The following is a 26206-nucleotide window of genomic DNA, read 5'->3' as shown; positions in this document are numbered from 1 at the left end:
AGCAGGAGGAAACCGTGAATGCTCCAGTGACGGTCATCGGCCTCGGCCCCATGGGCGCGACTATGGCCAGGACGTTCCTCGATAACGGCCGCCCGACCACGCTCTGGAACCGGACCGCGTCCAAAGCGGCGCCCTTGGTCGAGGCGGGCGCGACCCTGGCCCCGACGGCCGCCGAAGCGGTCGCCGCGTCCGAGCTGGTCGTCGTCAGCCAGACCGACTACCAGGCGATGTACGACTCGCTGGACGGCGTCGACCTCAAGGGGCGCGTCCTCGTCAACCTCAGCTCCGGCAGTCCGGACGAGCTTCGCCGCGCGAGCGCATGGGCGTCCGCGAACGGCGGTGTCCTGGTGACCGGCGGCATCATGGTGCCTCCGCCGGGCATCGGCCAGCCGGGTTCGTACGTCTTCTACAGCGGCCCGGAGGAAGAACTGGACCGCCACAGGGAGACGCTCGCCGAGCTAGGGGACGTCACCTTCGTCGGCACCGACCCCGGTCTGGCGATGCTGTACTACCAGTCGCAGCTGTTCCTGTTCTGGTCGACGCTGACCGCCTACATGCACGCCATCGCCCTGCTGGAGACCGCGGGCGTATCGGCCCGGCAGTTCGAGCCGTTCGCCGCCACGACACTGCGCGAGCTGGCCGCGGACGGCCCCATGGGCTTCCTGAAGGAGCTCGCCGAGGAGATCGACGTCGGCGTCTACCCGGGCGAGGCGAACAGCCTCCGGATGCAGGCGGTCGGCGCCGACCACGTCGTCGAGGCGGCGCGGGAGGCCGGCATCGACACCGCCTGGCCGCGCGCGCTCCGGGACCTGTTCTGGCGCGCCGTGGACGCCGGCCACGGCGCCGACGGCCTCGCGTCGGTCGTCACCGCGATCCGGGATCGTCCGTGACGAGCGGGAGGCGGAGGACGAGGCGGGCGCCGCGCGGGCTGTCGGCGACGCGGAGCGTGCCGCCGTAGATCTCGGCGATCTCGCGGGCGATGGGCAGGCCGAGCCCGGTGCCCTGCGGGTCGCGGGCGCGCGACTCCGGGAGCCGCGCGAACCGCTCGAAGACCCGTTCGCGCGACTCGGGCGGGATGCCGGCGCCGTCGTCCAGCACCTCGAGGACGGCGTCGCCGCCGTCGCGGTCCACGGTCACGGTGATCCGCGACTCGGCGTGCCGTTCGGCGTTGTTCAGCAGGTTGCCGAGCACCCGGCCGAGCCGCACCCGGTTCGCCGTGACGACCACGCCCGGTACCGACCGGGTCTCGACGGGGATGCGGTCGTCGCGCCGGGCCACCTCGCGGCGGACCAGTTCGGCGAGGTCGACGCGCTCGACGGGACGCGGGGTGCGGGCGTCCAGGCGGGACAGCTCCAGCAGGTCGACGACGATGTCGTTCAGCCGCCGGACGTCGCCGAGGGCCGCGCGCACCAGCGGCTTCCACGGGTGGTCGTCCGGTTCGTCCAGCGCGACCTCCAGCCGCGTCTGCAGCCCGGCGATCGGGTTCCGCAGGTCGTGGGAGGCGTCGGAGACGAACCTGCGCTCCCGCTCGGACGCCTCCTCCAGGCGCGTGAGCGTGGCGTTGACCGTCTCGGCGAGCCGCCGGGTCTCGCCGGCCGTCGCCGGGACCGCGACCCGCCGGTCCAGGCCGTGCGCGCCGACGTCCGCGAGTTCGGCGCGGAGCCGGTCGACCGGGACCAGCGCCCGGCCGACCGTGTGCCACGTCCACCAGGTGATCAGGGCGAGGAGCACGGTAAGGACGAGGGCGATGGCCAGCGGCAGCAGCCACACGGTGAGCAGGGTCGGCAGCGGCGCCGCCGCCATGACCATCACGCCGGGCCCCCAGGGCGAGCTGCGGAGGCGCAGGCCGAAGACCCACACGCAGCCGTCCAGGGAGCGGGGGCACGTCCGCTCGTCGATGAGCAGTGCCCGCCGCTTCAGTTCCGCCGGGGCGAAGGGCGGATGGCCTTCGGCCGCCTCGGTGGCGGCCACCACCTTCCCCTGCGGGCTGACGACCTGCACCATGGCCGCGTCGCCCGGCCCGACGGCGAGGTGCCCGCGGTTCGCGTTCATGGCGATGTCGAAGGCGACCCGCTCGGCGGTCCGCTGCGTGTTCTGCGAGACCCGGTTCCTCGCCCAGTCCTGGGCGAGGAGCATCAGCAGGACGAACACGACGGCGAGGATCAGCGCGGACACCGCCGCGGTGAGGAGCGTCGCGCGCCCGCGGACCGAGAAGAACAGGACTTCCCGCCGCCTGCGAGCGCGGTCCCGCCTTTCCGTCGTCACAGCCGATCCCCCGGGCGGCGCTCACCGTAATGCACTCACCGTAACCTCTTGCCGCTCAGCGTAGCCGCAGGGTGTGGCGGCCGGAGCGGCGTGAACGCGTGGCGGGGGCGGCGTGAACGGGTGGCGGGGGCGGCGTGAACGGGTGGCGGGTGCGCAACCGTACAGCGGAGGTGACGGGCGACTTTCCGGACGTGGAGGGGGCCGTCGCGTGGGTGTCGAGGACGCGCTGGGAACCGCCATCCCCGGCGAGCCGGGCCGGAGAGCCGCGCGGCGCGGGGAAGGCGGTGCCGTGGGACGGGCGCGGGGGCGCGTGGTGCTCGGCGAGGTCACGCTGCCCGGGGTGCGGCGGTCGGTCGGGGTCGCGCGGGGGTTCGTCCGGGACCTGGCGGCCGATCTGCCCGCCGTGGACGACCTCGTGATGGTGGTGAGCGAGACGGTCGCCAACGCGGTCACGCACACGGCGTCGGGGCTGGCCGGAGGACGGGTGACGGTCGTCCTCCTGGAGGGCGACGGCGTCTACCGGCTGGAGGTCGCCGACGACGGCGCCGCCGGCGGCCGACCGTACGTCAAGCCCGAGTTCGGGGCGGAGACGGGGCGCGGCATGCGGATCGTGGAGGCGCTCGCGGCGCGCTGGGGGTTCCGGGCGGACGGGCCGCGGACGGTGGTGTGGGCGGAGTTCCCGGCCCCGCCAGCGGGGGAGCGCGGGCGGGGCCGGGACGCGCCGGTCAGCGGCCCCGGTTGAGCTGCCGGGTGGGCAGCTGCCGGGCGTTGCGGCGCTGGTTCGCGAAATTGGCCGACCTGGCGTCGGAGTTCCTCCGCTTCCCCTTCTTCTTGGAATTGGCGAAGGGGGTGGAATTGGGGTTGTGAATGGCACGCATGAAAGCAACACCTCCGGGCGGGCTTGAATTCGGCCGTGCGGGGGCCGATGAGGAGAAAAGGTGGGCGCGCGACTGCGCCGCAGGTCAAGCGACCTGCGAGTGAAGAGAAGTGCGCCCGTGAGGAGGATGGGAGCGGGCCCGCGAAAGCGTCCAAGACGACGTGGAAGCCGGCTTCGGGGGCGGCTCGACCAGAGAGAATCACAGCTCCATGCGTAAGAGTTAGCCATAGATCACCCGGCGGTGTCAACCCATTAATTTCAGTCGGCCGTGAACCCGGACGGCGGGAAGCGGAGATACATCGCCGGGAGGCTTCATGAAAGTGCTGGCTTGGGTCGCCGTCGCCGCGGCGGCGGTGATGGTGACGGGCAGCCTGTCCGCGTACGGGTACTACTGGAAGCTGCAGAACGCGGTCCAGCACGAGGACGTGGACAAGCTGATCGGCGGGAACCGGCCGAAGAAGCTGAACGGCGCTCGGAACATCCTGGTGATCGGGTCGGACACGCGGGAGGGCGCCAACGCGCAGTACGGGAAGGGCCTGCGGAACAAACCGCCCGCGTCCGACACGATGGTGCTGCTGCACCTGTCGCCGGGCGGCGGGCAGGCGCTGGCCGTGAGCTTCCCGCGCGACCTCATGGTCCCGATACCGGAGTGCACGCGCAGGGACGGGACGAAGGTGTCCGGTACCAGCGTCGCCATGCTGAACCAGGCGATCGCCCATGCCGGCCCAGCATGCACGGTCAAGACCATCGAGCACGTCACGAAAATCCACATCGACCACTTCGTGCAGGTGGATTTCGTGGGCTTCAAGCGGATCGCCACCGCGGTCGGCGGCGTCCCCGTGTGCGTGAGGGGCGATGTCCACGACAAGGACTCCGGGCTCAACCTCACCAGGGGCAGCCACAGGTTGAAGGGCGAGCAGGCTCTGGCGTACGTCCGCAGCCGTAAGGGGTTCGGGGACAAGAGCGACACCGCGCGCATCAAGCGGCAGCAGCACTTCTTCGGCGCGCTGGCCAAGGAGGCGATGGGCAAGGGCGTCCTCACCGATCCCGGACGCCTGAACGAGCTGCTCAACGCGGTGGCCGAGTCGCTGACGACGGACAAGGCGCTGACCGTCTCGGAGATGCTGAAGATCGCCCAGGGCATGCGCGACCTGAACGCCGGCAAGCTCCGCTTCGTCACGGTGCCGTCGGGCGCCTACGCCCCGGACCCGAACCGGGTGGCCCTGACGCGTCCGGCGGCCGACGAGTTCTTCGACGCGATCCGCAAGGACGTCGTCGTGCCCGTGCGGCAGAAGGCGCCGGCCGTGCCGCCGGGGAAGGTGCACGTCTACAACGCGTCCGGCGTGGAGGGGCGTGCGGCGCAGGTCGCGGCGCAGCTCGAGGACGGCGGCTGGCAGGTCGTCGGCGTCGGCAACCTCCGCTCGCGGACGCGGGCCACGCACGTCCGGTACGGGACGGGCGCCGACGCGCAGGCGCAGGCGCTGGCCGAGCTCCTGCCGGGCGCGCAGGTCGCGCCGCGCGCGAAGGCGCCGGCCGGTGTCGTCGAGCTGGTCATCGGCCCGGACTTCACGCGGATCCGGACGTCCGGCGGCATCCCCGTCCAGCAGGGGGAGAGCCGGGCGAGCGACACCGTGTGCGAGAAGGTGGCGTGATCCGTGGGGTACGTGTCGTTGACGCCATGACGGGCGCGGCTCCAGCCTGGAGTCATGCGCGTCGCGTTCGTGATATTCGACGGATTCCAGGTCCTCGACCTGACCGGCCCACACGAGGTCTTCCAGCACACAGGCCAGTACGAATGCCTCGTCATCGCGCCCGAGGCGGGCCTGGTGCGGTCGTCGGGCGGGCTGCCGGTGCACGCGGGCTTCGGCACGCGCGACGTCGTCCGGCAGAGCATCGACACGCAGAGCATCGCCCCGCAGAGCATCGACACGCTCGTCGTCGCAGGCGGCAAGGGGGTCGACCGGGCGCGGCGGGACCCGGCGCTGGTCGGCTGGGTCGCCGAGGTCGCGACGACCGCGCGGCGGGTCGCGTCCGTGTGCAGCGGGGCGCTGCTGCTCGCCGAGGCGGGGGTGCTCGACGACCGCCGCGTCACCACGCACTGGGCGCGTGAGGCGCAGCTCAGGTCGGAGTATCCGCGGCTGGACGTCGACTGCGATCCGATCTTCATCCGGGACGGGCACGTGTGGACGTCCGCCGGCGTCACGGCCGGCATGGACCTGGCGCTCGCCATGGTGGAGGACGACCACGGCCGCGACGCGGCGCACGCGGTGGCGCGGGAGCTGGTGATGTTCCTGCGGCGGCCGGGCAGCCAGTCGCAGTTCAGCGTCCCGCTGTGGTCGGCGCAGCCCGCGAGCGACCCGATCCGGGCGGCGGTGTCGTCCGTCCAGGCCGATCCGGGCGCCCGGCACACCATCGCCGACCTGGCCGAACGGTCCGGGCTCAGCGCGCGGCACCTGCAGCGGCGGTTCACCGCCGAGCTGGGCGTGCCACCCGCCGCCTACGTCGAGCGGGTCCGGATCGAGGCGGCGCGGCGGGCGCTCGCGGAGGGCGACGAGCCGGTGGAGACGCTGGCCCGGCGGCTGGGATTCGGGACGGGCGAGACGCTGCGCAGGGCTTTCCACCGGCATGTCGGCGTCGCGCCGTCCGACTACAGGGATCGATTCCGAGGAACGAGGGAGTACGCATGACCACGTACGGGCTGCTGGTGTTCGAGGCCGCGGAGGAACTCGACTTCGTGGGCCCCTGGGAGGTGTTCACGGCGTCGGCCATGCTGCGCGACGAAGACGACAAGGCTTTCCTGGTCGCCGAGCAGCCGGGGCCGGTGCGCTGTGCCAAGGGCCTGAGGGTCGTGCCAGACCACACCTTGGACGACCATCCGAAGCTGGACGTTCTCCTAGTCCCGGGTGGACGTGGCGCAAGAGAGACCCAGCCGCACAACCCGTCCGTCACCGGCTGGATAGCGAAGACCGCCGAACAGGCCGACTGGGTGACCAGCGTGTGCACCGGCTCGATCCTGCTCCACGCCGCAGGCCCGGCCAAGGGACGAAGGGTCGCGACCCACTGGGCATCGGAGGACGACCTAGAGGCTCGCGGGGACGTGACCGTCGTACGCGACGCGCGCTACGTCGTGGACGGCAACCTCATCACGAGCCAAGGGGTGTCCGCCGGCATCGACATGGCGCTCTGGCTGGTCGGACGCATCCACGGACGCGACGACGCGCGGGCGGTGCGCCGCTACATCCAGTACGAGCCGGCGCCCCCGTACATGGCCGACGCGCCGGAGTGATCGGAACGAACATTCCGCCATACCGGTGATGATCTTCGCTTATCGGCATAATCACGCGAATGGCGATATCGCTTCCGGTGCGGTTCCGCAGCGAGGGCGGGCGGGTGGCGGTGGAGACCGATCCACTGCACGCCCCGCTCCGCGACTTTCTCATCAACGACCTGGGCGAGGACGTCTCCGCGATCGCCCGCACCCAGGGGCGGCTGGGCGGCGGCGGGCCGTCCGGGCCGTGGGAGGAGGTCTACCGCTACCACCGCCTCGACTTCGACGGCACGACCGTCCACGTGCGGGACGTCGGCGGATGGGCGTCCTGCGACCTCGACCCGGCCGTCCTGCGGCAGTGCCTGGACGAGTACCTCCAGCAGGTCGGCGCCCTGCGAAGCCGCCGCAGCCTGGAGCGCGTGCTCGGCGAGCCGCGCAACGGCGAACCGGTCGCGAGCTCGCTCGCCCTCGGCTCCGTCTCGAACCGGACGCAGGGCTGGGGACTGATCCAGGCGCCGCGCGCCATGCTGGAGGACATCGCCGGGCTGACCCCGCACCCGGACGGCTGCCTCCCGCACGGCGTCCTGGAGACCGGCTCGGGTGCCTGCTGGGCTGACCTCGCCGTGCTGGACGAGAGCGGGACGCGCCTACGCGGCGGCACCAAAACGTTCATGCCGCGTGGGATCGACCCAGAGCGCCTCATGGCGGAACTGGGCAACACCTTGACCCAGGCCCGTTTCCTCAACGGCGTCCCAGGGGCATGGTCTGGTGTCGTCGCCGGTGTACCGGTACACGGCTACATCGACCCGGATTCCGTCCTGCGGCTGCCCTGCCATCCGATCGAGATCGAGGGCGTCGTCCGGCACGTGCGGGTGTTCTTCCCAGAGCTGGCCGACTCGGGGGTCGACCTGGAGGCCGCGGCGTCAAGCGCGAGCATGTTCTCCCAGGCGGTGTACGGGCCGCGTCATGTCCTCACGGCGTTCCTGCTTCATGACGTGCAGAGCCACCGGCACCATCTGGAAGTCGTCCGCGCCGCACGTCCCGGCTGGGAGCACACGGGGAACGCCTGCCATCTGCGGGTCGATGTGCAGACCGTCCGGTTGGAGCACCTGTGGCTGCCCGGCCACGCCTGCGAGTTGCCGACGGGGGAGTTCGCCGGCGTCCTGTACGAATACGAGCGTCTCGTAACTACGGGCGTCTCGTAACCTCGTAACCGGACTGGGGGGCACATGGCCGACCTGATGAGGCGGATCACCGACCTCGCCGACCTCGCCGACCGTCTTGTGGACCGCCTTGGCGATCGACTCGTGGACCGCCTCTTCGGCCTCCCCGAGGTGCGCTCACCGGACGTCGGATAAGGCGCGACATCCGCGTACCCATGCCGGACGGGGTCGCGCTCATCGCCGACCTGTACCGTCCGCGCGGCGCGGGGCCGATGCCCGCCGTGCTGATCCGCACCCCCTACGGCAAGCGGCAGCCCATCATGCGGCTGTTCGCCGGGGTCCTCGCCAGGCGCGGCTTCCAGGTCGTCATCCAGAACGTACGCGGGGTCCTCGGCTCCGGCGGCGAGTTCCACGCCTTCCACAATGAGAAGGACGACGGTCTCGCGACGCTCAAATGGCTCCGTGACCAGCCGTGGTGTGACGGCAGGGTCGCCATGGTGGGCGCGAGCTACCTCGGCTTCACCGAATGGGCGCTCGCGCCTTACGCGGACCCTCCCCTGGAGGCCATGGGGCTCGGCATCACCGCGTCCGAATTCGTGAGCTCCTTCTATCCCGGTGGGGCGCTCGCCCTCCACAACACGCTCGTCTGGTCATCGCTGATGGGCACGCAGAGCGAGCGGAGGCGCCCGCTGCACAACAGGCGTGTCCGGCAGGCGATGCGTCACCTTCCGCTAGGCGAGGCGGACCTGGCGGCCATCGGACGTCCCGAATCGTTCCTCCGCGAGGTCACCGCCCACGCCGAGCCAGGCGACGGCTTCTGGGACGACACCGACCACAGTGCCTCCGTCCCCGGCACCACCACCCCGACCACGATGGTGACGGGCTGGTGGGACCTGTTCCTGCGCGGCCAGTTGCGCGACTTCGCCGCCCTCCACGCCGCCGGACGCCAGGTGCGCATCACCATCGGCCCATGGGGACACGACACGAAAGCCCTCCGCGCGATGGTCGCCGACCAGGTGTCCTGGCTGAACGCCCACCTGAACGGCGACAAGGCCCAACTGCGTCAGGCGCCGGTAAGGCTCCACCTGCAGAAGGCAGACCGCTGGATGGACTTCGACCAGTGGCCCCCGCCCGAGACCAAGCCAACGCCGCTCTACCTTGGCCGAAGCCTGCTCTGGGACGGACCGCCCGACGCAGACCCGGCCACGTTCACCTACGACCCACTCGACCCGACACCGACCGTAGGCGGACCGCTCCTCTCGCCAGGCAAGGGCAAGCAGCGGGACAACACGCCGATCGAGCGTCGCGGCGACGTCGTCGTGATGACCGGTGCGCCCCTGGACAGCGACCTCGACCTGATCGGGCCGGTCTCGGCGACGATCCACGTCCGGACGAGCACGGGCCACGGCGACCTGTTCATCCGCCTCTGCGACGTCGACCGCGACGGCGTCTCCCGCAACGTCACCGACGGCATGCTGCGTCTCAGACCGGCAAGCCTCACGCCAGGAAGCATCGGGCCGGCAAGCATCACACCGGCAAGCACCGGGCCGGCAAGCACCGGGCCGGCGGGCATCGGAACTGAAGGCGTGGTGCGAGCCGAGATCGAGATGCATCCGACCGCGTACCGGTTCCTGCGCGGCCACCGGCTGCGCGTCATGCTGGCGGGCGGCGCGTTCCCCAGGTTCGCCCGCAACCACGGCACCGGCGAACCCGCCGGGCAGGCCGTCGCGTCCCGTCGCACCCGCTTCGACATCCTCCGCGACAAGGACCACCCGTCGGCGATCCACCTCCCGGTATGGGACGGCTAGCCAGCCCCCACCTACCGTGTGCTGCTCCAGCCGTGCTGTTCAAGCCGTGCTGTTCAAGCCGTGCTGTTCAAGCCTGTGCCGCTCTAACCTGCGCCGCTCTAACCCGTGCCGCTCTAACCCGTGCCGCTCTAACCCGTGCCGCTCTAACCCGTGCCGCTCTAGCCTGCGGTGCTCTAGCCTGTGCTGCTCTGGCCTGTGGCGCTCTCCGCGCGCAGGGCCTCGAACTCCTTGAGCACCTTCCTGCGCGCCCTGGTCGAGAGCCGGTCGATGTAGAGCTTGCCCTCAAGGTGGTCGGTCTCGTGCTGGAGGCAGCGGGCGAGCAACCCCGTCCCCTCGACCGTGATCTCCGTGCCGGTGACGTCGAAGCCGTGCACGGTCGCATGGTCGGGACGGGCCAGCCGCGCGTGGGGGCCCGGAACGGACAGGCAGCCCTCTTCGTCGTCGTCCAGCCGCCGGTTCTCCAGCGCCGGCAGCTCCAGGACCGGGTTGACGACGACGCCCCTGCGCCGCTCGCCGTCCTCGTCCGGGCAGTCGTAGACGAAGAGGCGCAGGTCGACGCCGATCTGGTTCGCGGCCAGGCCGACACCGTCCGCCTCGTACATGCTGGCGAACATGTCGTCGGCCAGTTCCGCCAGCGCAGCGTCGAAGTCCTCGACGGGCCGGCACGGCCGATGCAGGACGGGCGTCCCCACCAGCGTGATCGGCCGCGCGTGTCCCACCATCACCGACTCCTCCCGGAACCGATTACATCACGCCCCGCCGGCGGGGAGGTTGATCGCGGAGCGTGTTCCGTTCGTCGCACACCGTCGTCCGCTCATCGACGCGGCGTGCCGAACCCTCGATCCGGCCGGGGCTCCCTCGCTACGTTCTTCACATCCGCCGCACGGCCGGTCGAGCCGCTTCGGGGGGAGCGGCCGGTCCCGTGAGCGCACCCGGGGACCGGCGCGGCGGAACGGGGGGAGAGGGGTCACTTCGGGGGGAGTGGCCCCTCCGTCCGTATTCGGGATGCAGCCGTTCCCGGAGTGGTTTGAAGTCGGCGGTTTGCAAGTCGGCGGTTTGTAAGTTCTCTATAAGAGTCCGGCTGTGAACGCATCGCCGCGTAAGAAGTAAAAGCGCGCCGGGCGTCCCACAATTCTGGCACCGCGAATCACCCCCCCGTTCGCGGTTCGGCTAGTGAAGGGTACGCCCGATGAACAGGCATCTGACGCATGCGTTCAGAGTGCTCCCCGCGGCCGCGGTCCTGGCCGCGGGCGCCGCCCTGGTGCCCGCCGCCCACGCCGCCGCCCCGGCCCGTCCCACCGGCCCCGTCCACCCCGCCGTCCAGCCCGCCGTCCAGCTCGCGGCCAACCCCTACGAGCGCGGGCCCGCGCCGACCGAGGCGAGCATCACCGCGGAGAAGGGCCCGTTCGCCATCGAGAAGATCGACGTTCCGGCGGGCAGCGGCACCGGCTTCAACAAGGGCACGATCTACGCGCCGACCGATCTCGGCCAGGGGACGTTCGGCGCCATCGCCGTCTCGCCCGGCTTCGTCTCGCCGCAGGCCCTGATCGACTGGTACGGGCCGCGCCTCGCGACCCAGGGCTTCGTCGTCATGACGCTGGAGACCAACAGCCTCTTCGACCAGCCGGCCGCTCGCGGCGACCAGCTCCTCGCCGCGCTCGACTACCTCACCGGCAAGAGCAGAGTGAAGAACCGCATCGACTCCACGCGCCTCGCCGTCATGGGCCACTCCATGGGCGGCGGCGGAACGCTGGAGGCCGAGAAGAAGCGGACCTCGCTGCAGGCCGCCGTGCCGCTCGCGCCCTGGGACCTCAACTACGAGTGGAAGAGCGTCCAGACCCCGACCCTCATCATGGGTGCGGACAACGACTTCATCGCCCCCGCCGACTCGATGGCGCACTCGTACTACACGGGCCTCACCGGCGTCCCCGAAAAGGCATACCTGGAACTGCGGAACGCCGGGCACATGACCTTCAACTCGCCCAACACGACCATCGCCAAATACGCGATCGCGTGGATGAAGCGGTTCGTCGACAATGACGCCCGCTACGACAAGTTCCTCTGCCCGGAGCCGCGGCCGGACACGAACATCGCCGCCTACGAGGGCACCTGCCCGACCGGCTGACTCCCACCGTCCCCTCGCGCCGCCACCGTCCCCTCGCGCCGCTCCAGAGCCCCGGATCAGTCAGCCGGGGACAGCCGCCGGTCGCCGGTGTCGAGCCGGACGAGATGGTGCAGGAGCAGCAGCAGCTCTATCCGCCGGTCCGGGTCGAGCATCACGCCGCCGAGCGTCTCCTCCAGCCGCCGGATCCGGTACCGGACGGTCTGCTCGTGCACCAGCAGCCGCTCCGCCGCCGCCACCGCGTTGTCGCGGCACTCCATGTAGGTCAGCATCGTCCGCGACAGCGCGTCCCGCCGGTGCGGCGGCAGCTTCATCAGCGGCGCGAGCCGGCTGCCGAGCGCCATGTCCAGCAGCTCCTCGCTCTGCGCCGCGACCAGGCTCGGCAGATGGTCCAGGCAGCGCAGCGGCTCCTTGCCCGGCAGCGCGCCGCGCTCGACCAGCGCGAGGCCGCGCCGCGCCCAGCGCAGCGACAGCGCCGCCCGCGCCGGCGGAACGGTCGGGCCGATCGCCGCCGACCTCGTGCCCTTGATCGCGGTGAGCATCCGGTCGCGGCCGGGGCCGTCCGGGTCCGGGCAGATCAGGTACGGCTCGGGTGCGTCCCAGTCGGCGAGGAACATCGGCGGCAGCACCGGGACGGCATCGCCGGGGCCGGGGCGGACGGCGACGGCGGCCAGCGTCCGCGGCACCGGCCAGCCCGCCGACGCGGCCAGCTCCCCGATCGCCTCCGCGCTCGCCGGCGGCTCCATGACCAGCAGGTCGCGCAGCCGGCGCCGGAACCGCTCCCGCTCGCCCGCGATCTCGCCCTGCGCCCGCGCGTAGCCCTGGCCGGCCGCGCCGGCGATGCGCTCCAGGAACACGAACAGCGACTCGGTGAACCGGCCGAGGGTGTCCAGCGACCAGCCGAGCCTGCGCGCGTCCTTGATGAACCGGCGGCACGCGACCTGCCCGCTCACCCGGATCGCGGTCTGCAGCCCGTCCAGGCGCCGGCCCTGGCGCGCCTCGTACGCGCCGATGCCCTCGAAGATCGCGGTGACCTTCTCCCAGTCCATGTCCGGGCGGCCGATCGCGTCGACGAACTGCCGGACGGACTCCTCGACGGCCCACCGCATCCGCCGGCCGTAGCGGCTCTCCGGCGGGCGCGCGTACTCCGGGACGAGGCCCTGGATCTCCCGCACCATCTCGACCGCCGCCGCCTCCAGGTGCGGAAGCATCGGCTCCGCGACGTCCGCCGGCAGCCCGGAGAGCGGGAAGTCGGCGGCACTGGACGCCCTGCTCGACGACCCACTGGACGCCGTGCCCGACGACCCGCTCGACGCCGTGCCCGACGACCCGCTGGACGCCGTGCCCGACGACCCGCTGGACGCCGTGCCCGACGACCTGCTCGACGACCCGCTGGACGACCGGTTCCGGCTCATGGTCCACAGGGTCGGATGCGGCGACCGTCCGGGGATAGGCAGGCACGGAAAGTTTCGCCGGGCGCGGATTGTCACCCGGCTGACAGTCGCGAACCGCCCGCGCGGCGTGTCGTCCGGGCGTCGGGCGCGGGGCACGGGCGGCCCTTCGGGGCGCCCGCGACCGGAAAAGAGATCTCCCCGGGGCGGACGTCCCGCCGCCGAACCGGAATTCTTCGCAAAGAAATTCCCTGCCCGCTCCAAACCGCACTGGATTGCCTCCCAATGGGGTGGAGATCAGCGGCGCCGACCGGACTTTCCCGACGTAACGGCAATGGCGTCCCAACCCTCCTCCGCCGCGAAAACTTGACCCGGCGGACGTCGACTTCCCCGGCCGCCTACGAAAAGGTCGTCCGCATGTATTCACGAATTCGAACCGCCGGGACGGCCGGGCCCACCGGCTGGCTGCTGGCCTTTCTCGGCGCCCGCGAGCAGGTGCTGCGCACCCACAACGGACTCGCCGCCGGCCCCGCGGAATGGCTGCTGGTGTTCCTGGAGGTCGAGCGCACCGAACTGGCCGCCCGGCAGCGTCCCGCCACCCTGCTCGCCCGGCGCGACCGGCGCGAGGAGTCCCCGTTCGGCCGGCTGACCGCCCGCAGCGCGTAGAGGAAGGCCATGACCATCGAGATGCTTCTCGCCGCCCTGATCGGCGGTGCGATCGGCCTCGCCGAACTCGTCGCGCGCTACCGCGACAAGCCCCTCTCCGCCCTGCTGTCGCCGGGTGGGCTGCTGTTCGTCCTCGTCAACGCCAGCGCGTCGATCGTCGCGCTGATCGCGGTCATCGCCGCCGGCTGGACGTTCGGGCTGCCCGACGACACGCCCCCGTCGAGCCTCATGGCGGTCCGGGTGATCGCCGCCGGGATCGGGTCCGCGGCCGTCCTGCGGATGTCGTTCGCCCCCGCCCAGAGCCGGGCCGCGGGCACCGGCCCCATCTCCCTCCTCAACGGCATCCTCCGGATCGCCGACGGCGAGTTGGAGCGCAAGCGCGCGCTCAGCAGGCTGTCGCACAACGACCTGTCCGGGCTGTCGTTCGAGCGCGACCACGCGGCCCTCGCCGAACTGTGCTGCCACCTGATGCGGGAGTTCGACCTGGCCGAGGCGCAGCGGCTCGGCGGCCTCGCCGCCGAACTCAGCCACCGCGACGACCTCACCGACGCCGACAAGCTGGACTGCTGGGGCCTGGAGCTGACCCGGCTCGTCGGCGAGCGCGCCCTCCGGCAGGCCGCGCGGCGGCTCCGGGACCGTCCCCGGGACGAGCCCCGCCCGCCCGCGCCCGAGGAACGCACCCCGGCGCCCGAGCCCGACCCCATGGAGACGGTTCCGCCGCCCCGCTCGCCCGTCGCCAAGACCTCCCGGCTCGCCGCGAGCACCTCCGGCCGGACGGAGCGCAAGTCATTCAGCGACGTCTGACACCCCGGGAAATACCGGTGCGTCCCTGTGCGGGCGCACCGGTATTTTCACGGAAACACCCACTATTGCGACCATACGCCTGGTTTTCGCGGGGTGCTCTGGGCAGGGCCGACCGTCACCCTTATGCACCATTCCAGAGCGGCGCGATGTTTCAGCGGGGTAGGCTACTTCGTCCGGGCGCCGGACGGGACGCCGTCATTCTCGTCCCGTTCTTCCAGCGTCGCCGCGATGCGGTGCAGTGCCTCCGCAAGCGACACGAGCGCCTGCACCTGGGCGGCCGCCATGAGATTTCCCGGCGAGGGGTCGGCGGCCTGCGCCTCCGCGGCCGCGTCGCACGCCTGCTGGCTCCACCAATGCACGCGGCGATCCTATTCGAGCCGGCGAATGCGGTGCCCGCCGCCGCGCCGCCACATGACCGGCACCGGAAATGAAAGGGCCAGGAACGTGAACTCAGGACCGCGCGCGGCGTCCGCCGCCGGCCCCGCGGACCGGCGGCTCCCGCGCTGGGCCGGCAAGCCGGTCCGGCACCTCACCGCCGGCGAACTCGCCGAGGCCCTCGCCTATCTCGAACGGCACCGCCCCGACGACGACGTCCTGGGCCGAGCCCTGGCCGGCGAATTCGCCCGCCGCACCGCCGCCGCCGAATTCGCCCGCAAAACCGCCACCGCCCACGAGACGCCCGCTGCCCGAGAGACCGCCTCGGCCCCTGAGACCGCAGCGGCCCGTGGACTCGGCAGCGACCGACAGCCCGACGCGGCGGGCCAGCTGGGTGGGGCGGATCAGCTCGGTGCGGGCCAGGTTGGCGCGGCGGGCCAGCTGGGTGGGGCGGATCAGCTCGGTGCGGGCCAGGTTGGCGCGGCGGGCCAGCTTGGTGGGGCGGATCAGCTCGGTGCGGGTCAGGTTGGCGCGGCGGGCCAGCTGGGTGGGGCGGATCAGCTCGGTGCGGGTCAGGTTGGTGCGGCGGGCCAGCTCGGTGCGCAGGGCCAGCTGGGCGCGGCGGATCAGCTCGGCGCGGACCAGGTTGGTGCGGCGGGCCAGCTGGGTGGGGCGGGTCAGGTTGGTGCGGAGGGCTGGGGCGGTGCGGGGGGCTGGGTTGGCCCACCCGGGACTCCCGGCGGACTGGATGGAGACAGGCGCCGCCGCCCCGGTGGATGACGGTGGTGCGGCGCCGGCACGGGCGAGCGCGCGGGGCAGCGCGTCCACGAGCCGGACGCGGGTCGCAGCGGGCGCCGCAGGTGAAGGCGTCGACGAACACCGCGCCCTACTCGGGATAGGCGCGCACGGAGACGAGCGACTTCGACAGCACGAACACCGCCGTCATCAGCGGTCGGCTCAATCTCCTAGTACTGCTCGAACTCCTCGTAGGGGACGCTGGCACAGCGTCGCGCCCGACTCCTTCGCCCCGTGGTGCACCGCGTCGAGGAGGAGCTCGTTGTCGGTGATGCGGGCCGCAGCGACATTGGTGACGTCGCTGAGGACGTGCGTCCCGCTGAACCCGAACTCGAAGCCCTCAGCCCTTGGCCGCCACCTCCGCCGCGGGTTCCCCGGTCCCCTCCGGTGCGCCGGTGGTCCGGCGCATCAGCAGCGGGACGGACAGGAAGATGAACGTCCCCATGACGAGGAAGTACGGCGTCGTCCCGGCGTCCAGCAGGAAGCCGCCGGCGAACGGACCCAGGAAGAAGCCGAGCTGCCGCACCTCCGACAGGCCGAAGTAGGCGCCCTTGTGCTCGTCGGATGCCATCTCGTGGACGGCCATGTCCGGCATCGGCAGCAGGATGCCCTCGCCGATCGTCCAGAACGTGATCCCGACGTACATCCAGGCCAGGCCGGACGGGCTCGCCCAGAAGCACGCGAACGCGAGCGTGAAGTTCGCCGCGCCGAGCACGATCATGGTGGTGCGGCCGACCCTGCCCGACACGCGGTCGATCGGCAGCTGGAAGGCCAGCGCGAGGACGGCGTTGGTGATGAACAGGACCGCGAAGTACCCCTCGGTGCCGTCGCCGTACTGGCTCTTCATGTACAGCGGAATCATCGACTCCAGCTGGGAGAAGACGAAGAACACGACGATGCCGCCGGCGACGACCGCGAGGAGCCGCCGGTCCCGCAGCGTCGCCGCGATCGACTCCCGCGCGGACGGCGCGGCGCCCGCCCCGGACTCGCGCGGCGGCTGCAGCGCGACGAGGTCGCGGTACCGCACCAGCACCAGCACCAGGTAGGCGCCGTAGAAGAACGCGGGGACCGCGAAGAACGTCACCGGGCTGACGTGGTAGAGCGCGCCGCCGATCGCGGGCCCGACGATCGCGCCCGTGCACAGCGTCATGTACCGCACCCGGAACATGCGGCCCTCGTCGTCCGCCGCATGCGACAGCAGCTTCTTCGCGCCCGGCTCCACCATCAGCCGCGCTCCGCCGAGCAGCAGGAACAGCACCACGATCGCCGCGGCGTCGCGGACCGAGGCCAGCAGCCCGTACACGGCGACGTAGCAGAGCAGCCCGGCCCGCATCAGCGGGATCGGGCCGATCCGGTCGACGATCATCCCGCCGAGCAGCCCCCCGAATGCGGCGGTCAGCGCGACCGCCCCGACAACCGCGCCGACTGCGGGCTTCCCGAGGCTCGTGTGGTCGGACAGGTACAGCGGCGCGAACGGCATCGCCGCGAAGAACGCCAGCGAGTTCAGCAGTGCCCCGCCTTCGAGCAGCCGCTGCGCGGGAGTGAGCCGCCACAACGGCACCCGCGCCCCGTTTCCCTCCAGTGCGTCCTCCTCAGCGGCCCCCGTCATGCCGACACCCCCACCCCGGCAACCCGCCGCGGGATGAATCGCTGTGGGACGGTCTGCTCCTGAACGGTCTGCTGGTCGACGGTGTGCTTCTGGACGGTGGTGTGCTCGCGGACGGTGTGCTGCCGGGCGGTGGGCTCGTAAACCCCGTGCTTGTAAACCCCGTGCTTGTAAACCCCGTGCTCGTAAACGGTGTGCTGCTGGGCGGTGTGTTCCCGAGGGGCGTGCTCGTGGACGGTGTGCTGGCGGACGGCATGCTGGTGGGGGGCGTGTTGCTGAACTGACTCCTCCGTCGGATGGACGGTGAGGCGCAGTTCGTCTTGGACGGCCCGAAAGCGGCGCCCCAGCGTGTCCCCATCGTCGGCGCGGGCGATCACCACGGCGACGCTGTCGAGGGACGAGCGCAGGGGCGGGACGGTGTCACCGACCTCGACGTCCGCCTCCATGTCGACCACGCCGGGCAGTTCGGCGACGCGGACGGCGCCGTCGATCGCGGTGACCACGCCAAGCGGCGCGGCCAGGAACCACACGCAGGCGACGCCGTCGCAGTCCAGCGGAGGCCGGAGCCTGGGCTCACCAAACGCGAGCGCGAGCGCGACATCACAGAGGTCGAACCCGTTCGCGGCCTGGATCATGTCCATGATGTTGCCGCCCGGGGTGGGGACGGCGACCTCCATGATGTGCGGGCCGTCCAGTTCCATGCGCAGTTCCAAATGGGGGAAGCCGCTGCTGATGGCAAGCGTCCGCACGACCCCCGCGAGCAGGTCGTGCACGGCGGCCCGCTCGGCGGCGGTGGGGCGGTCTGCGGGGAACCAGTGGGCGGTCGGCACGCAGTACGGCGGACGCGTGGTCCCCTTCTCGGTAAGGCCATGAAGGGCGACCTCGACCCGGCCGATGATGGCCTCCATCTTGAACTCTGGCCCGGTCAGGTACTGCTCCACCAGGAACGGCATGCCTGTCGGATGTCGTTCGTACCAGGATTCCAAACTGACCTCATCCCTGACCCTCTCGCCGCCTTCGCCGCCCATTCCGGAGAGTGGTTTGACGACTACGGGGCAATGTTCACCGGCCCACTCCAAGGCGTGTTCCACCTGGCAGCACAATTGATGCTCCAGCTGCGAAACATTGTGCCGTCCGAAAAGGCCGCGCTGGAGATACTTGTTGCGCGAGGTGGGCGCGGCGCGCAGCCCGAGGCCCGGCAGGCCCAACTCGGCCGCGAGTTTCGCTGCGGTCACCACGTGCTGCTCTGAGGAGGCGAGGACCGCGCCCACGGGCCCGTCCGCCAGGGCTCTCAGCGCGGCGGCCTGCCAGGCCCCCTCGCCCTCCCCGGTGAGCGGATAGCCCCTGGCCACGCGGGCCGAGGACGTCCCTCGCCCACTCCAGACCCCTGTGCCGCGTCCAGTACCGCGACGCGCATTCCTCGGTCGTGTGCCCGCCGCTGGGAGGCTGTCCCATCCAGCCACAGCCGACGATCAAGAGTCGCGACATGCGACATCCCCGCTCCCCGAATGATCATGACCGCACTCATCGACGCCGAATGTACAACCCCTCAACGACATTGCGACTCCGATGCAAAGCCTCGGATCACGACATCGGGGATAACTGAAGGCGGACGCCCAGGGACTTACCGGGTCCGTTGCTGCGGGAGCGAAATTGTGTATAGCGCACTCGTGCGCTCCGCCCTCGCCGGAGTGCACACCACCAATGTCTTTCTGGAAGAGAGAAGCCTGGTCACCGCGCGTTCGCGGACAGCGCGACCGTCGACATGCCGGTCGAACACCGTCCGGCTCCTTGCCCACATGGCGACGTCCGCCGGTCCAGGTGCCGGGCGCTGGACAGCGTCGCTCGCCGCGAAGACCGTCGCCACCACGTGCCGGACGCTTGACTGACCGGGTAGCCACCCGCGCGGCCGATATCGGCGCGCCCGCCGGAACCCGCCGCAACCTGGAGAATCACGGTGCCGGTAGTCACAGTCCCAGAGATCACGCTGCCGGTGATCACGGTGTTGACCTCGTCCCGGCGGTAGAGGCGCTCGACGCCCTGCTGGCCGGTATCGACAAGGCGGCCCGCGACCACGACCCGCACATCCGGCAGGTGCTGGTCGATGCGGAGCGGTACGAGCAGTGCATCACCTCGGTGCACCTGGGAGGGCGTGGGCACGCAGGCACCGAGCACCGGCATTTGCGGTACCTTGCTATCCGGCTCATCGCGGCCGACTCCGGTCATCGCCACCCGGCGAGCATGGACGGCCGGTCGTGGTGAAGCCTCGGCCCGGCTACACGTCCACAGGCGTCCGCGTTGTACGCACGCCGCGTGGACCTCGCCGCAGAGATCCAGGGCCGCACCCCGGACGATGTCCTCGTGGAGAGTTCGTTATGAGCCGGTCTGCCACGTTGACGGATTCTGCGTCGGGGCTGAGGTGCTGTTCGCCTGCCCGTCCCGATACGTGGACGACTGCCTCGCCTTCCACGACAGTGTTCCGCTCGGCAGTGCGCAACTGGCCCCAGACGCCTCCGCCGCCCGGCCGACGGAGTTCACGTGCGCCGCCGCTGCGGCGCTTTCCGCCCACCGAGCGTAGCCGTTGCAACTCGAAGTGATCGTCGAAGAGCGGACGGGGGAACTCGTCTTCTACTGGATCGCCTGCCGGCTCGGCGACGGCCACATGATGGGGACGCTCAGGCTCTGCACGGGCGTGAACCCGGCCCGCGCCTCGGTCCGTGACCAGGCCAGGTTGACGAGCCCGGGAGTGATCACGTTGGGGCGGACGTTGTACGGCTGGATCCTGATACCGCCCCGTCCCGCCGCCCTGCCCTCGCTGGCGTTCGCGGAGCTGTCGCCGCCACCGTTCGTTCGTCACTTCCATGTCGAGACGCAGTGCCCGCGGACGTCCACCAAAGCGTCCACGAGCGTCGACTCTCCCTCCTCGGGCTTGTCGTGGAGGAAGCGACGAGCGACGAGGTCACCCGACGGCTCGGGGTGCGTCGAGATCGCGGAGGCCATCCTGAAATGGAAATGGCGGCCGGTTTCGGGGCGGTTCACGACCGATTCCCAGGCGCCTGTTCCGGGCCGGGGGCGGCGTGATGGCGGCGAGAGGGGTATAGGTGGGGACGGGAGGAAGCATGGAGGTCAAGCTGCGCAGGGTGTACGAGCCCGCATCGTCCGATGACGGCAAGCGGGTGCTGGTCGACCGCGTGTGGCCGCGCGGGCTGTCCAAGGACAAGGCCCGGCTGGACGAGTGGGAGAAGGACGTCGCCCCCTCGACCGAGCTGCGTAAGTGGTACGGCCACGACGTGGACAAGTTCGACGAGTTCACCGACCGCTACGACGCCGAGCTGCGCGAGCCCGACCGCGCTGCCGCCTTCGACCGGCTCCGGCAGCTCGCCGGCGACGGCACCCTCACCCTCCTCACCGCGACGAAGGACATCGACCACAGCCAGGCCGCCGTCCTGGCCACTCGCCTCCGCGACTCGACCTGACCTGACTGCGGGCGGTGCGCCGACCCCGGTCGGCGGTGAGTTGATCTGTGTTGAGCCCGGCCCGCGTGATGATGCGGGCCGGGCTCCAACCTGTTCTGTCCGTTCTGTAGGACGCATTTGAAACAGCCGCGCAACTTGATGGAACGCTCCCTTTTACAGGAAAATTTCATGGACGTTCCAATGTGGCTGTTCGTGGTGCCGGCATGCCCCCGACGGAAGCGCATTCCACTGTTGAAAAGCGGCGATTGACCCGCTGAGCTGCGAAGTTTACGCTCCCTTTGCGCAGGCTCCAGCGAGGAGGAATCGCATGCGTAAAGGGATTGCCGTTTCCGCTGCCGCCGCAATTACCGGGATCGCCGTGACCGCCGGGCTCGCCGCGCCGGCGTCCGCCGCCCCGCTCCGCCGCGGACCGGACGGGGTCACGATCGAGATCGCCACCGTCAACGGGTCCGGGTGCCCGGCCGGGACGGCCGCCGTCGCCGTGTCGGAGGACAAGGAGGCGTTCACCGTCACCTACAGCGAGTACATGGCGCAGGCGGGCGGTTCCTCGAGTCCGACCGATTTCCGGAAGAACTGCCAGCTCAACATGAAGGTGCACGTCCCGCAGGGGTTCACCTACGCGATCGCGTCCGCCGACTACCGCGGGTTCGCGTGGCTGGAGCCCGGAGCCACCGCCGTCGAGAAGGCGAGTTACTACTTCCAGGGCATGCCGCAGACGTCCGCGATCTCGCACACCCTCAAGGGCGAGTACGCCGACAACTGGCAGTTCACCGACACCAACGACGTGGCGCAACTCGTCTACAAGCCGTGCGGTGAGGAGCGCAATTTCAACATCAACACCGAACTGCGGGTGCTCAGGGGCACCTCCGACCCGGCGAATGTCAGCTTCATCTCCATGGACTCGACCGACGGCAGCATCAAGACGACCTACCACTTCGCCTGGCAGCAATGCCCTCCGTGGTGAGATCTCCGAAGCGAAAGTCCCCGGAGGAAAAAGTCCCCAGGGCTGAAATCTCCCACGGTCAAGGAGCCCCGAACAAACGAGCAAAGGAGCAACGACCAATGCGCAAAGGACTGACCGTTTCGGTGGCATGCCTGGCTGCCGCCGCACTGCCGCTGTCCGCGGCCCCGGCCGCGTTCGCCGCCGCCCCCGCCGACCCGCCCCCGTCCGACAGGATCGTCATCGACGTCCTCACCGTGAACGGGTCCGGGTGCCAGTCCGGGACCGCCGCGGTGGCGACGGCGAGCGACAACACCGCGTTCACCGTCACCTACAGCGACTACCTCGCCCAGACGGGCGGCAACTCCGACCCGACGGACTTCCGCAAGAACTGCCAGATCAACCTCCGCGTCCACGTCCCGCAGGGGTTCACGTACGCGATCGCCGGCGCCGACTACCGCGGCTTCGCCTACCTCGCGGACGGCGCCACCGGCATGGAGAAGGCCAACTACTACCACCAGGGCATGGCGCAGACGACGCCGGCCAGCCACACGATCAAGGGCGCGTACTCGGACAACTGGCAGTTCTCCGACCGGACGCCCGTCACCGAACTCGTCTTCAAGCCCTGCGGCGAGGACCGCAACTTCAACATCAACACCGAGCTGCGGGTGTACCAGGGCACCTCGGACGCGTCGCAGACCAGCTTCATGGCCTTCGACTCGGCCGACGGCGGCGTCCAGACCACCTATCACTTCGCCTGGAAGAAGTGCCCGGGCTGACCACCCGGCCCCGACCGACGCCGGGCCGCGTCCCCACCCAGGGAAGGACGCAGCCCGGCGTCACACCACGTCCGCCCCGAAGCCACGCCATCTCTGTTGCGGGGTGCGGGGCTCGTCGGCCGACGCCGCCTCTCTGGGGAGGCGAAGGGGGTCGCACGGTGCGGTACCTGCTGCGGCGGGGTGCGGGGTGCGGGGTGTGTTGGGGCGCGGGGGCTTCGACGGCGCCGGGTCCGTGTCCGTCCGACCGCGTGGACCTGTCTGATGGTGCGGCTCGTCCGGTGGTGCGGGGTTTGGTTTGTGGGGGTGCGTGTGCGGAGTTAGGTATGCGGGGCTGGGTACGTCAAGCGTTGCAGAGGGCGGGCCGAGGGTTCGCCGGGTCCGTTCAGGGTTTGTTGTAAGTCATGTACGGGTTCCGACCTGCGGTCACCCTGTCTCAGGCGGTGAAACGCAGGTTTTAGAGTGGAGGGGACCGAAGGAAGGAATCTCACCATGCCACTGGCCCCCCGTCTGCCGGCGCCACCCGAGACCCTCGCCGTCCTGGAAGAGTCCTATGACAGGGTCCTCAGGAGGGACCCTGGCGAAGCGGAGTTCCACCAGGCCGTCCACGAGGTACTCGAATCCCTCGGCCCGGTGCTGGCCGCGCGGCCCGGGCTGGCCGCCGCCAAGCTGGTCGAGCGGTTGATCGAGCCGGAGCGGCAGATCATGTTCCGGGTCCCCTGGCAGGACGACAACGGCGAGATCCACGTCAACCGGGGCTTCCGCGTCGAGTTCAACGGCGCGCTCGGGCCGTACAAGGGCGGGCTGCGCTTCCACCCGACCGTGAACCTCGGCATCGTGAAGTTCCTCGGCTTCGAGCAGATCTTCAAGAACGCGCTGACGGGGCTCGGCATCGGCGGCGGCAAGGGCGGCAGCGACTTCGACCCGCACGGCCGGTCCGACGAGGAGGTCATGCGGTTCTGCCAGTCGTTCATGACCGAGTTGTACCGCCACGTCGGCGAGCACACCGACGTCCCGGCCGGGGACATCGGCGTCGGCGGCCGCGAGATCGGCTACCTGTTCGGCCAGTACCGCCGCGTCACGAACCGCTGGGAGGCGGGGATGCTGACGGGCAAGGGCGCGCTGTGGGGCGGCTCCGCCTGCCGGACGGAGGCGACCGGCTACGGCAACGTCATGTTCACCGCCGAGATGCTCCGCCGCCGCAACGAGGACCTCGACGGACAGCAGATCGTCGTGTCCGGCTCGGGCAACGTCGCGATCTACACGATCGAGAAGGCCCAGCAGCTCGGCGCCAACGTGATCACCGTGTCGGACTCCAGCGGCTACGTGGTGGACGAGAAGGGCATCGACCTCGACCTGATCAAGACGGTCAAGGAGGTCGAGCGGGGCCGCGTCTCCGACTACGCCGAGAAGCGCGGCGGGTCCGCCCGGTTCGTTCCCGGTGGACGAGTATGGGACGTCCCGGCCGACATCGCGCTGCCGTCCGCGACGCAGAACGAGCTGGACGCGGAGGCCGCGCGGATCCTCATCCGCAACGGCGTGAAGGCGGTGTCCGAGGGCGCCAACATGCCGACCACGCCGGAGGCCGTGCACATCTTCCAGGACGCGGGCGTCGCGTTCGGCCCGGGCAAGGCCGCCAACGCCGGCGGCGTCGCGGTCAGCGCGCTGGAGATGCAGCAGAACGCGAGCCGCGCCGCCTGGTCGTTCTCCCGCGTGGAGGAGGAGCTGGCCGCGATCATGACGAACATCCACGAGACCTGCTACGAGACCGCCGAGCGCTATGGCGCGCCCGGTGACTACGTCGTCGGCGCCAACATCGCGGGCTTCGAGCGCGTCGCCGACGCCATGCTCGCCCAGGGTCTCATCTGACCCGCGCCTGACCGACTAGAATCCCGGTCCCCTTTCGGACGGGCGCCTTCAACGGCGAGGGCCCCGCCCGCTCCGATATCTTCTCTCTCCATCTTTCTCCGTCCCCTCTCTTATGGGGATGACGCTCCCACCTTCGCGCCTCAGATCCCTCCCGGCGCGCTGATTCAGAACCCACCGCCTCCTTCGCCTCGGCGTGGCGATTTCCCGTATCGCCTGGGCATGGATGAGGAGTGGAGACCCCGTCGCGACGAGCGCGCCGCAGGCTGCTGTTCTGGACGGCACTGCGCACGGTACTGATCACCGCCTGCCTGCTGGCCGCCTACTTCGCGGCGCCGCTGAACAAGCCGTTCACCCTGCTGACCGCGGTGGCGCTGGCCTGTGCGCTGGCCGCGTTCGGGGCGCTCGTCGCCTGGCAGGCACGGGCGATCGTACGGTCGCCGTCACCGCGACTGCGCACCGTCGAGGCGCTCGCGACGTCCGTCCCCCTGTTCCTCGTGGTGTTCGCGGCGAGTTACTGCCTGATGGAGAACGGGACGCCGGGCACTTTTTCAGAACCCCTCACCCACGTCGACGCCCTGTACTTCACGATGACGGTGTTCTCCTCGGTCGGCTTCGGCGACATCGTGCCGCGCTCACAGGCGGCGCGTGCACTGACGACCGTGCAGATGCTGGGGGACCTCATCATTGTGGGCTTCGCCGCAAAGGTCCTGCTCGAAGCAATGCGCAGAGGAGTCGAACGCCACGAACGCAAGACCGATGACCCATAACCATCCTGCGCTCCTCGGGGCCGTCGATGGTGGTGGGCCGTCATGTGCCGTTGGGGTATGGGCTCGTCGGCTGCACGTCGGTGGCGGCTCGCGTGCCTTCCCGTGAAGGTCTTGGCTCCCTGGACGCATGGGGATGGCGGTGCGTAGCCCCCGGTCTGGGTTTTGGCTTGTAAGCGGCGCGGTGATGGTGGCGCTAAGCGCGTGTCTCATGTGGCTTCAGTAGGTGGTGCGGCATGATCGGGGATCGTGTCGTCGGATCTTGCGGTTCGGTTGGTGCCGGATGAGTTGTCGGCGATTGTCGAGCCGTTGGTCCCGGTGTTCACGCCGCGTCGGCAGGGTGGCGGGACGGCGCCGGTGGATGATCGGGCGGTGTTCACCGCGATCGTGTACGTGCTGACGAGCGGGTGTGCGTGGCGGTATCTGCCGGGGGAGTTCGGGGTGAAGGTGCCGACGGCGCATCGGCGGTTCACCGCTTGGACAGCCGCGGGGTTGTGGCCTCGGCTGCACCGTGCCGTGCTGGACGAACTCGGCGCGCGCGGGCAGGTGGACTGGGCGTCGGCGATCGTGGACGCCGCTGCCGTCCAGGCCAAAAGGGGGCACGCTGACCGGCCCCAATCCGGTCGATCGGGGCAAGAAGGGCAGCAAACTCCACGTGCTTTCCGATGCCGCCGGGCTGCCGCTGGTGGTCGCGGTATTGGGCGCCAACGTCCACGACAGCCAGGCGGCTCAAACCCTTGCTGATGGCGTTACCGCCCATCCGATCGCGGCGCGGACCACGCCGTCGGCGACCGGTGAAAGTCCGCGCCGACAAGGCCTACAACTCCGCCGAGCACCTGGCCTGGCTGCGCGGGCGCGGGATCGTGCCGCGCATCGCCCGCGCCGGCATCGAGTCCAGTGAGCGACTGGGCCGCCACTGCTTCCTCGTCCTCGCAGCCACCATCCCCTGCTGCAAGAAGCTCGCCAAACTCCCCACATGAGACACGCTCTTAGCCTTCTTTGGCGAGGACGATGACCTCGATCCACAGCACGCCCCGGGGAGACCTCGGCTGTCATGGGAATGGAAGAAAATAGGGGTTCAGAGGTGGACATGTTTCGCTCACGGCTATTTCCAGTTCGTGGAATTGTGGTGGGGGCGGCGCTGCGTACGGGGCCGCCCCTCCAAAGTCAAGGGCGCCTTCGGCGTCGCTTCGCGATGGCCTTCGGCCACCCTTGACTTCGGAGCCTCTGCGGCCCCTGAG

Annotated in this window: 29 protein-coding genes; 18 read left to right on the top strand and 11 right to left on the bottom strand. The window is 70.5% G+C overall.

Annotated features, from left to right (window positions below):
* Positions 1–14: 14 nt before the first annotated feature.
* A complete protein-coding gene (locus ABFX46_RS29730) occupies positions 15–890 on the top strand; it encodes an NAD(P)-dependent oxidoreductase (RefSeq protein ID WP_346047222.1) in 876 nt (291 codons plus the stop codon).
* Here ABFX46_RS29730 and ABFX46_RS29725 read toward each other — a convergent pair.
* A complete protein-coding gene (locus tag ABFX46_RS29725) occupies positions 865–2265 on the bottom strand; it encodes a sensor histidine kinase (RefSeq protein WP_346047220.1) in 1401 nt (466 codons plus the stop codon). The genes ABFX46_RS29730 and ABFX46_RS29725 overlap by 26 nt on opposite strands.
* A gap of 208 nt (positions 2266–2473) precedes the next feature.
* Here ABFX46_RS29725 and ABFX46_RS29720 point away from each other — a divergent pair, with 208 nt between their 5' ends.
* Positions 2474–3007: an ATP-binding protein gene (locus ABFX46_RS29720; protein WP_346047218.1), complete on the top strand. Its 534-nt coding sequence runs from the start codon at positions 2474–2476 to the stop codon at positions 3005–3007.
* Here ABFX46_RS29720 and ABFX46_RS29715 read toward each other — a convergent pair.
* Positions 2991–3143, bottom strand: coding sequence for a hypothetical protein (locus tag ABFX46_RS29715; protein ID WP_346047216.1), 153 nt, complete (start codon positions 3141–3143; stop codon positions 2991–2993). The two genes, ABFX46_RS29720 and ABFX46_RS29715, sit on opposite strands and share 17 nt — an antisense overlap.
* 313 nt (positions 3144–3456) lie before the next feature.
* On the opposite strand from ABFX46_RS29715, the gene ABFX46_RS29710 reads away from it, so the two are divergent.
* The 6 genes from ABFX46_RS29710 to ABFX46_RS29685 are packed head-to-tail and all read left to right on the top strand — an operon-like array spanning position 3457 to position 9381.
* Positions 3457–4794, top strand: a complete 1338-nt coding sequence (locus ABFX46_RS29710; protein WP_346047214.1) for an LCP family protein — start codon at positions 3457–3459, stop codon at positions 4792–4794.
* Positions 4795–4848: 54 nt separating this feature from the next.
* Positions 4849–5829 (top strand): GlxA family transcriptional regulator, encoded by a 981-nt coding sequence (locus ABFX46_RS29705; protein ID WP_346047212.1) that lies wholly within the window; start codon positions 4849–4851, stop codon positions 5827–5829.
* A complete protein-coding gene (locus ABFX46_RS29700; protein WP_346047210.1) occupies positions 5826–6428 on the top strand; it encodes a DJ-1/PfpI family protein in 603 nt (200 codons plus the stop codon). The genes ABFX46_RS29705 and ABFX46_RS29700 overlap by 4 nt, the downstream gene beginning before the upstream one ends.
* Positions 6429–6487: 59 nt before the next feature.
* Positions 6488–7615 (top strand): hypothetical protein, encoded by a 1128-nt coding sequence (locus ABFX46_RS29695; RefSeq protein WP_346047209.1) that lies wholly within the window; start codon positions 6488–6490, stop codon positions 7613–7615.
* Between the two features lie 24 nt (positions 7616–7639).
* Entirely contained in the window at positions 7640–7768 is a 129-nt protein-coding gene (locus ABFX46_RS29690; RefSeq protein WP_346047207.1) for a hypothetical protein, read from the top strand.
* Positions 7769–7788: 20 nt separating this feature from the next.
* The gene (locus tag ABFX46_RS29685; RefSeq protein WP_346047205.1) at positions 7789–9381 is read left to right on the top strand and encodes a CocE/NonD family hydrolase; all 1593 of its coding nucleotides are present in this window, start codon (positions 7789–7791) and stop codon (positions 9379–9381) included.
* A gap of 173 nt (positions 9382–9554) precedes the next feature.
* Here the strand turns inward: ABFX46_RS29685 and def are convergent, their stop codons facing one another.
* On the bottom strand, positions 9555–10103 hold the full coding sequence (def, locus tag ABFX46_RS29680; protein ID WP_346047203.1) for a peptide deformylase: 549 nt from the start codon (positions 10101–10103) through the stop codon (positions 9555–9557).
* Between the two features lie 467 nt (positions 10104–10570).
* Here def and ABFX46_RS29675 point away from each other — a divergent pair, with 467 nt between their 5' ends.
* Positions 10571–11506: a poly(ethylene terephthalate) hydrolase family protein gene (locus ABFX46_RS29675; RefSeq protein WP_346047201.1), complete on the top strand. Its 936-nt coding sequence runs from the start codon at positions 10571–10573 to the stop codon at positions 11504–11506.
* 56 nt (positions 11507–11562) lie between these two features.
* Here ABFX46_RS29675 and ABFX46_RS29670 read toward each other — a convergent pair whose 3' ends face one another.
* Positions 11563–12918, bottom strand: a complete 1356-nt coding sequence (locus ABFX46_RS29670; protein ID WP_346047199.1) for a PucR-like N-terminal domain-containing protein — start codon at positions 12916–12918, stop codon at positions 11563–11565.
* Between the two features lie 393 nt (positions 12919–13311).
* On the opposite strand from ABFX46_RS29670, the gene ABFX46_RS29665 reads away from it, so the two are divergent.
* Positions 13312–13560 carry a hypothetical protein gene (locus ABFX46_RS29665; RefSeq protein ID WP_346047197.1) on the top strand — a complete coding sequence of 83 codons (249 nt, stop codon included), beginning with the start codon at positions 13312–13314 and terminating at the stop codon, positions 13558–13560.
* A gap of 9 nt (positions 13561–13569) precedes the next feature.
* Positions 13570–14364: a hypothetical protein gene (locus ABFX46_RS29660; RefSeq protein ID WP_346047196.1), complete on the top strand. Its 795-nt coding sequence runs from the start codon at positions 13570–13572 to the stop codon at positions 14362–14364.
* 164 nt (positions 14365–14528) lie between these two features.
* Here the strand turns inward: ABFX46_RS29660 and ABFX46_RS29655 are convergent, their stop codons facing one another.
* The 7 genes from ABFX46_RS29655 to ABFX46_RS29625 form a co-directional block, all read right to left on the bottom strand.
* The gene (locus tag ABFX46_RS29655) at positions 14529–14723 is read right to left on the bottom strand and encodes a hypothetical protein (RefSeq protein ID WP_163062462.1); all 195 of its coding nucleotides are present in this window, start codon (positions 14721–14723) and stop codon (positions 14529–14531) included.
* Positions 14724–14814: 91 nt separating this feature from the next.
* Complete coding sequence (locus tag ABFX46_RS29650) at positions 14815–15567, bottom strand: hypothetical protein (protein ID WP_346047193.1); 753 nt, start codon at positions 15565–15567, stop codon at positions 14815–14817.
* A gap of 307 nt (positions 15568–15874) precedes the next feature.
* Positions 15875–17143: an MFS transporter gene (locus ABFX46_RS29645; protein ID WP_346047191.1), complete on the bottom strand. Its 1269-nt coding sequence runs from the start codon at positions 17141–17143 to the stop codon at positions 15875–15877.
* On the bottom strand, positions 17140–18411 hold the full coding sequence (locus ABFX46_RS29640) for an ATP-grasp domain-containing protein (protein ID WP_346047189.1): 1272 nt from the start codon (positions 18409–18411) through the stop codon (positions 17140–17142). The genes ABFX46_RS29645 and ABFX46_RS29640 overlap by 4 nt, the downstream gene beginning before the upstream one ends.
* Before the next feature lie 460 nt (positions 18412–18871).
* The gene (locus tag ABFX46_RS29635) at positions 18872–19372 is read right to left on the bottom strand and encodes a hypothetical protein (RefSeq protein WP_346047188.1); all 501 of its coding nucleotides are present in this window, start codon (positions 19370–19372) and stop codon (positions 18872–18874) included.
* Positions 19373–19768: 396 nt separating this feature from the next.
* Complete coding sequence (locus ABFX46_RS29630) at positions 19769–19894, bottom strand: hypothetical protein (protein WP_346047186.1); 126 nt, start codon at positions 19892–19894, stop codon at positions 19769–19771.
* Positions 19895–19993: 99 nt separating this feature from the next.
* Entirely contained in the window at positions 19994–20140 is a 147-nt protein-coding gene (locus tag ABFX46_RS29625; RefSeq protein WP_346047184.1) for a hypothetical protein, read from the bottom strand.
* Between the two features lie 119 nt (positions 20141–20259).
* Between ABFX46_RS29625 and ABFX46_RS29620 the strand changes: the two genes are divergently transcribed.
* The 7 genes from ABFX46_RS29620 to ABFX46_RS29595 all read left to right on the top strand — a co-directional run bounded on the left by ABFX46_RS29620 (position 20260) and on the right by ABFX46_RS29595 (position 25945).
* Positions 20260–20616: a DUF488 domain-containing protein gene (locus ABFX46_RS29620; protein WP_346047183.1), complete on the top strand. Its 357-nt coding sequence runs from the start codon at positions 20260–20262 to the stop codon at positions 20614–20616.
* A 307-nt stretch (positions 20617–20923) separates the two neighbouring features.
* Positions 20924–21580: a DUF4360 domain-containing protein gene (locus tag ABFX46_RS29615; RefSeq protein ID WP_346047181.1), complete on the top strand. Its 657-nt coding sequence runs from the start codon at positions 20924–20926 to the stop codon at positions 21578–21580.
* Positions 21581–21678: 98 nt separating this feature from the next.
* Positions 21679–22335, top strand: a complete 657-nt coding sequence (locus ABFX46_RS29610) for a DUF4360 domain-containing protein (RefSeq protein ID WP_346047179.1) — start codon at positions 21679–21681, stop codon at positions 22333–22335.
* Between the two features lie 489 nt (positions 22336–22824).
* Positions 22825–24201, top strand: coding sequence for an NADP-specific glutamate dehydrogenase (gdhA, locus tag ABFX46_RS29605; protein WP_346047177.1), 1377 nt, complete (start codon positions 22825–22827; stop codon positions 24199–24201).
* Between the two features lie 230 nt (positions 24202–24431).
* Complete coding sequence (locus ABFX46_RS29600; RefSeq protein WP_346047175.1) at positions 24432–24968, top strand: potassium channel family protein; 537 nt, start codon at positions 24432–24434, stop codon at positions 24966–24968.
* Positions 24969–25214: 246 nt separating this feature from the next.
* Complete coding sequence (locus ABFX46_RS43600) at positions 25215–25709, top strand: transposase (RefSeq protein ID WP_428831326.1); 495 nt, start codon at positions 25215–25217, stop codon at positions 25707–25709.
* 50 nt (positions 25710–25759) lie between these two features.
* Entirely contained in the window at positions 25760–25945 is a 186-nt protein-coding gene (locus ABFX46_RS29595) for a hypothetical protein (protein WP_346047173.1), read from the top strand.
* Positions 25946–26206: the final 261 nt, after the last annotated feature.

Source organism: Actinomadura chokoriensis, assembly GCF_039529475.1.
Taxonomy (GTDB): domain Bacteria; phylum Actinomycetota; class Actinomycetes; order Streptosporangiales; family Streptosporangiaceae; genus Spirillospora; species Spirillospora bangladeshensis.
The sequence above is the reverse complement of the archived record's forward strand: the minus strand, read 5'-3'. Positions and strand labels throughout refer to the sequence as shown.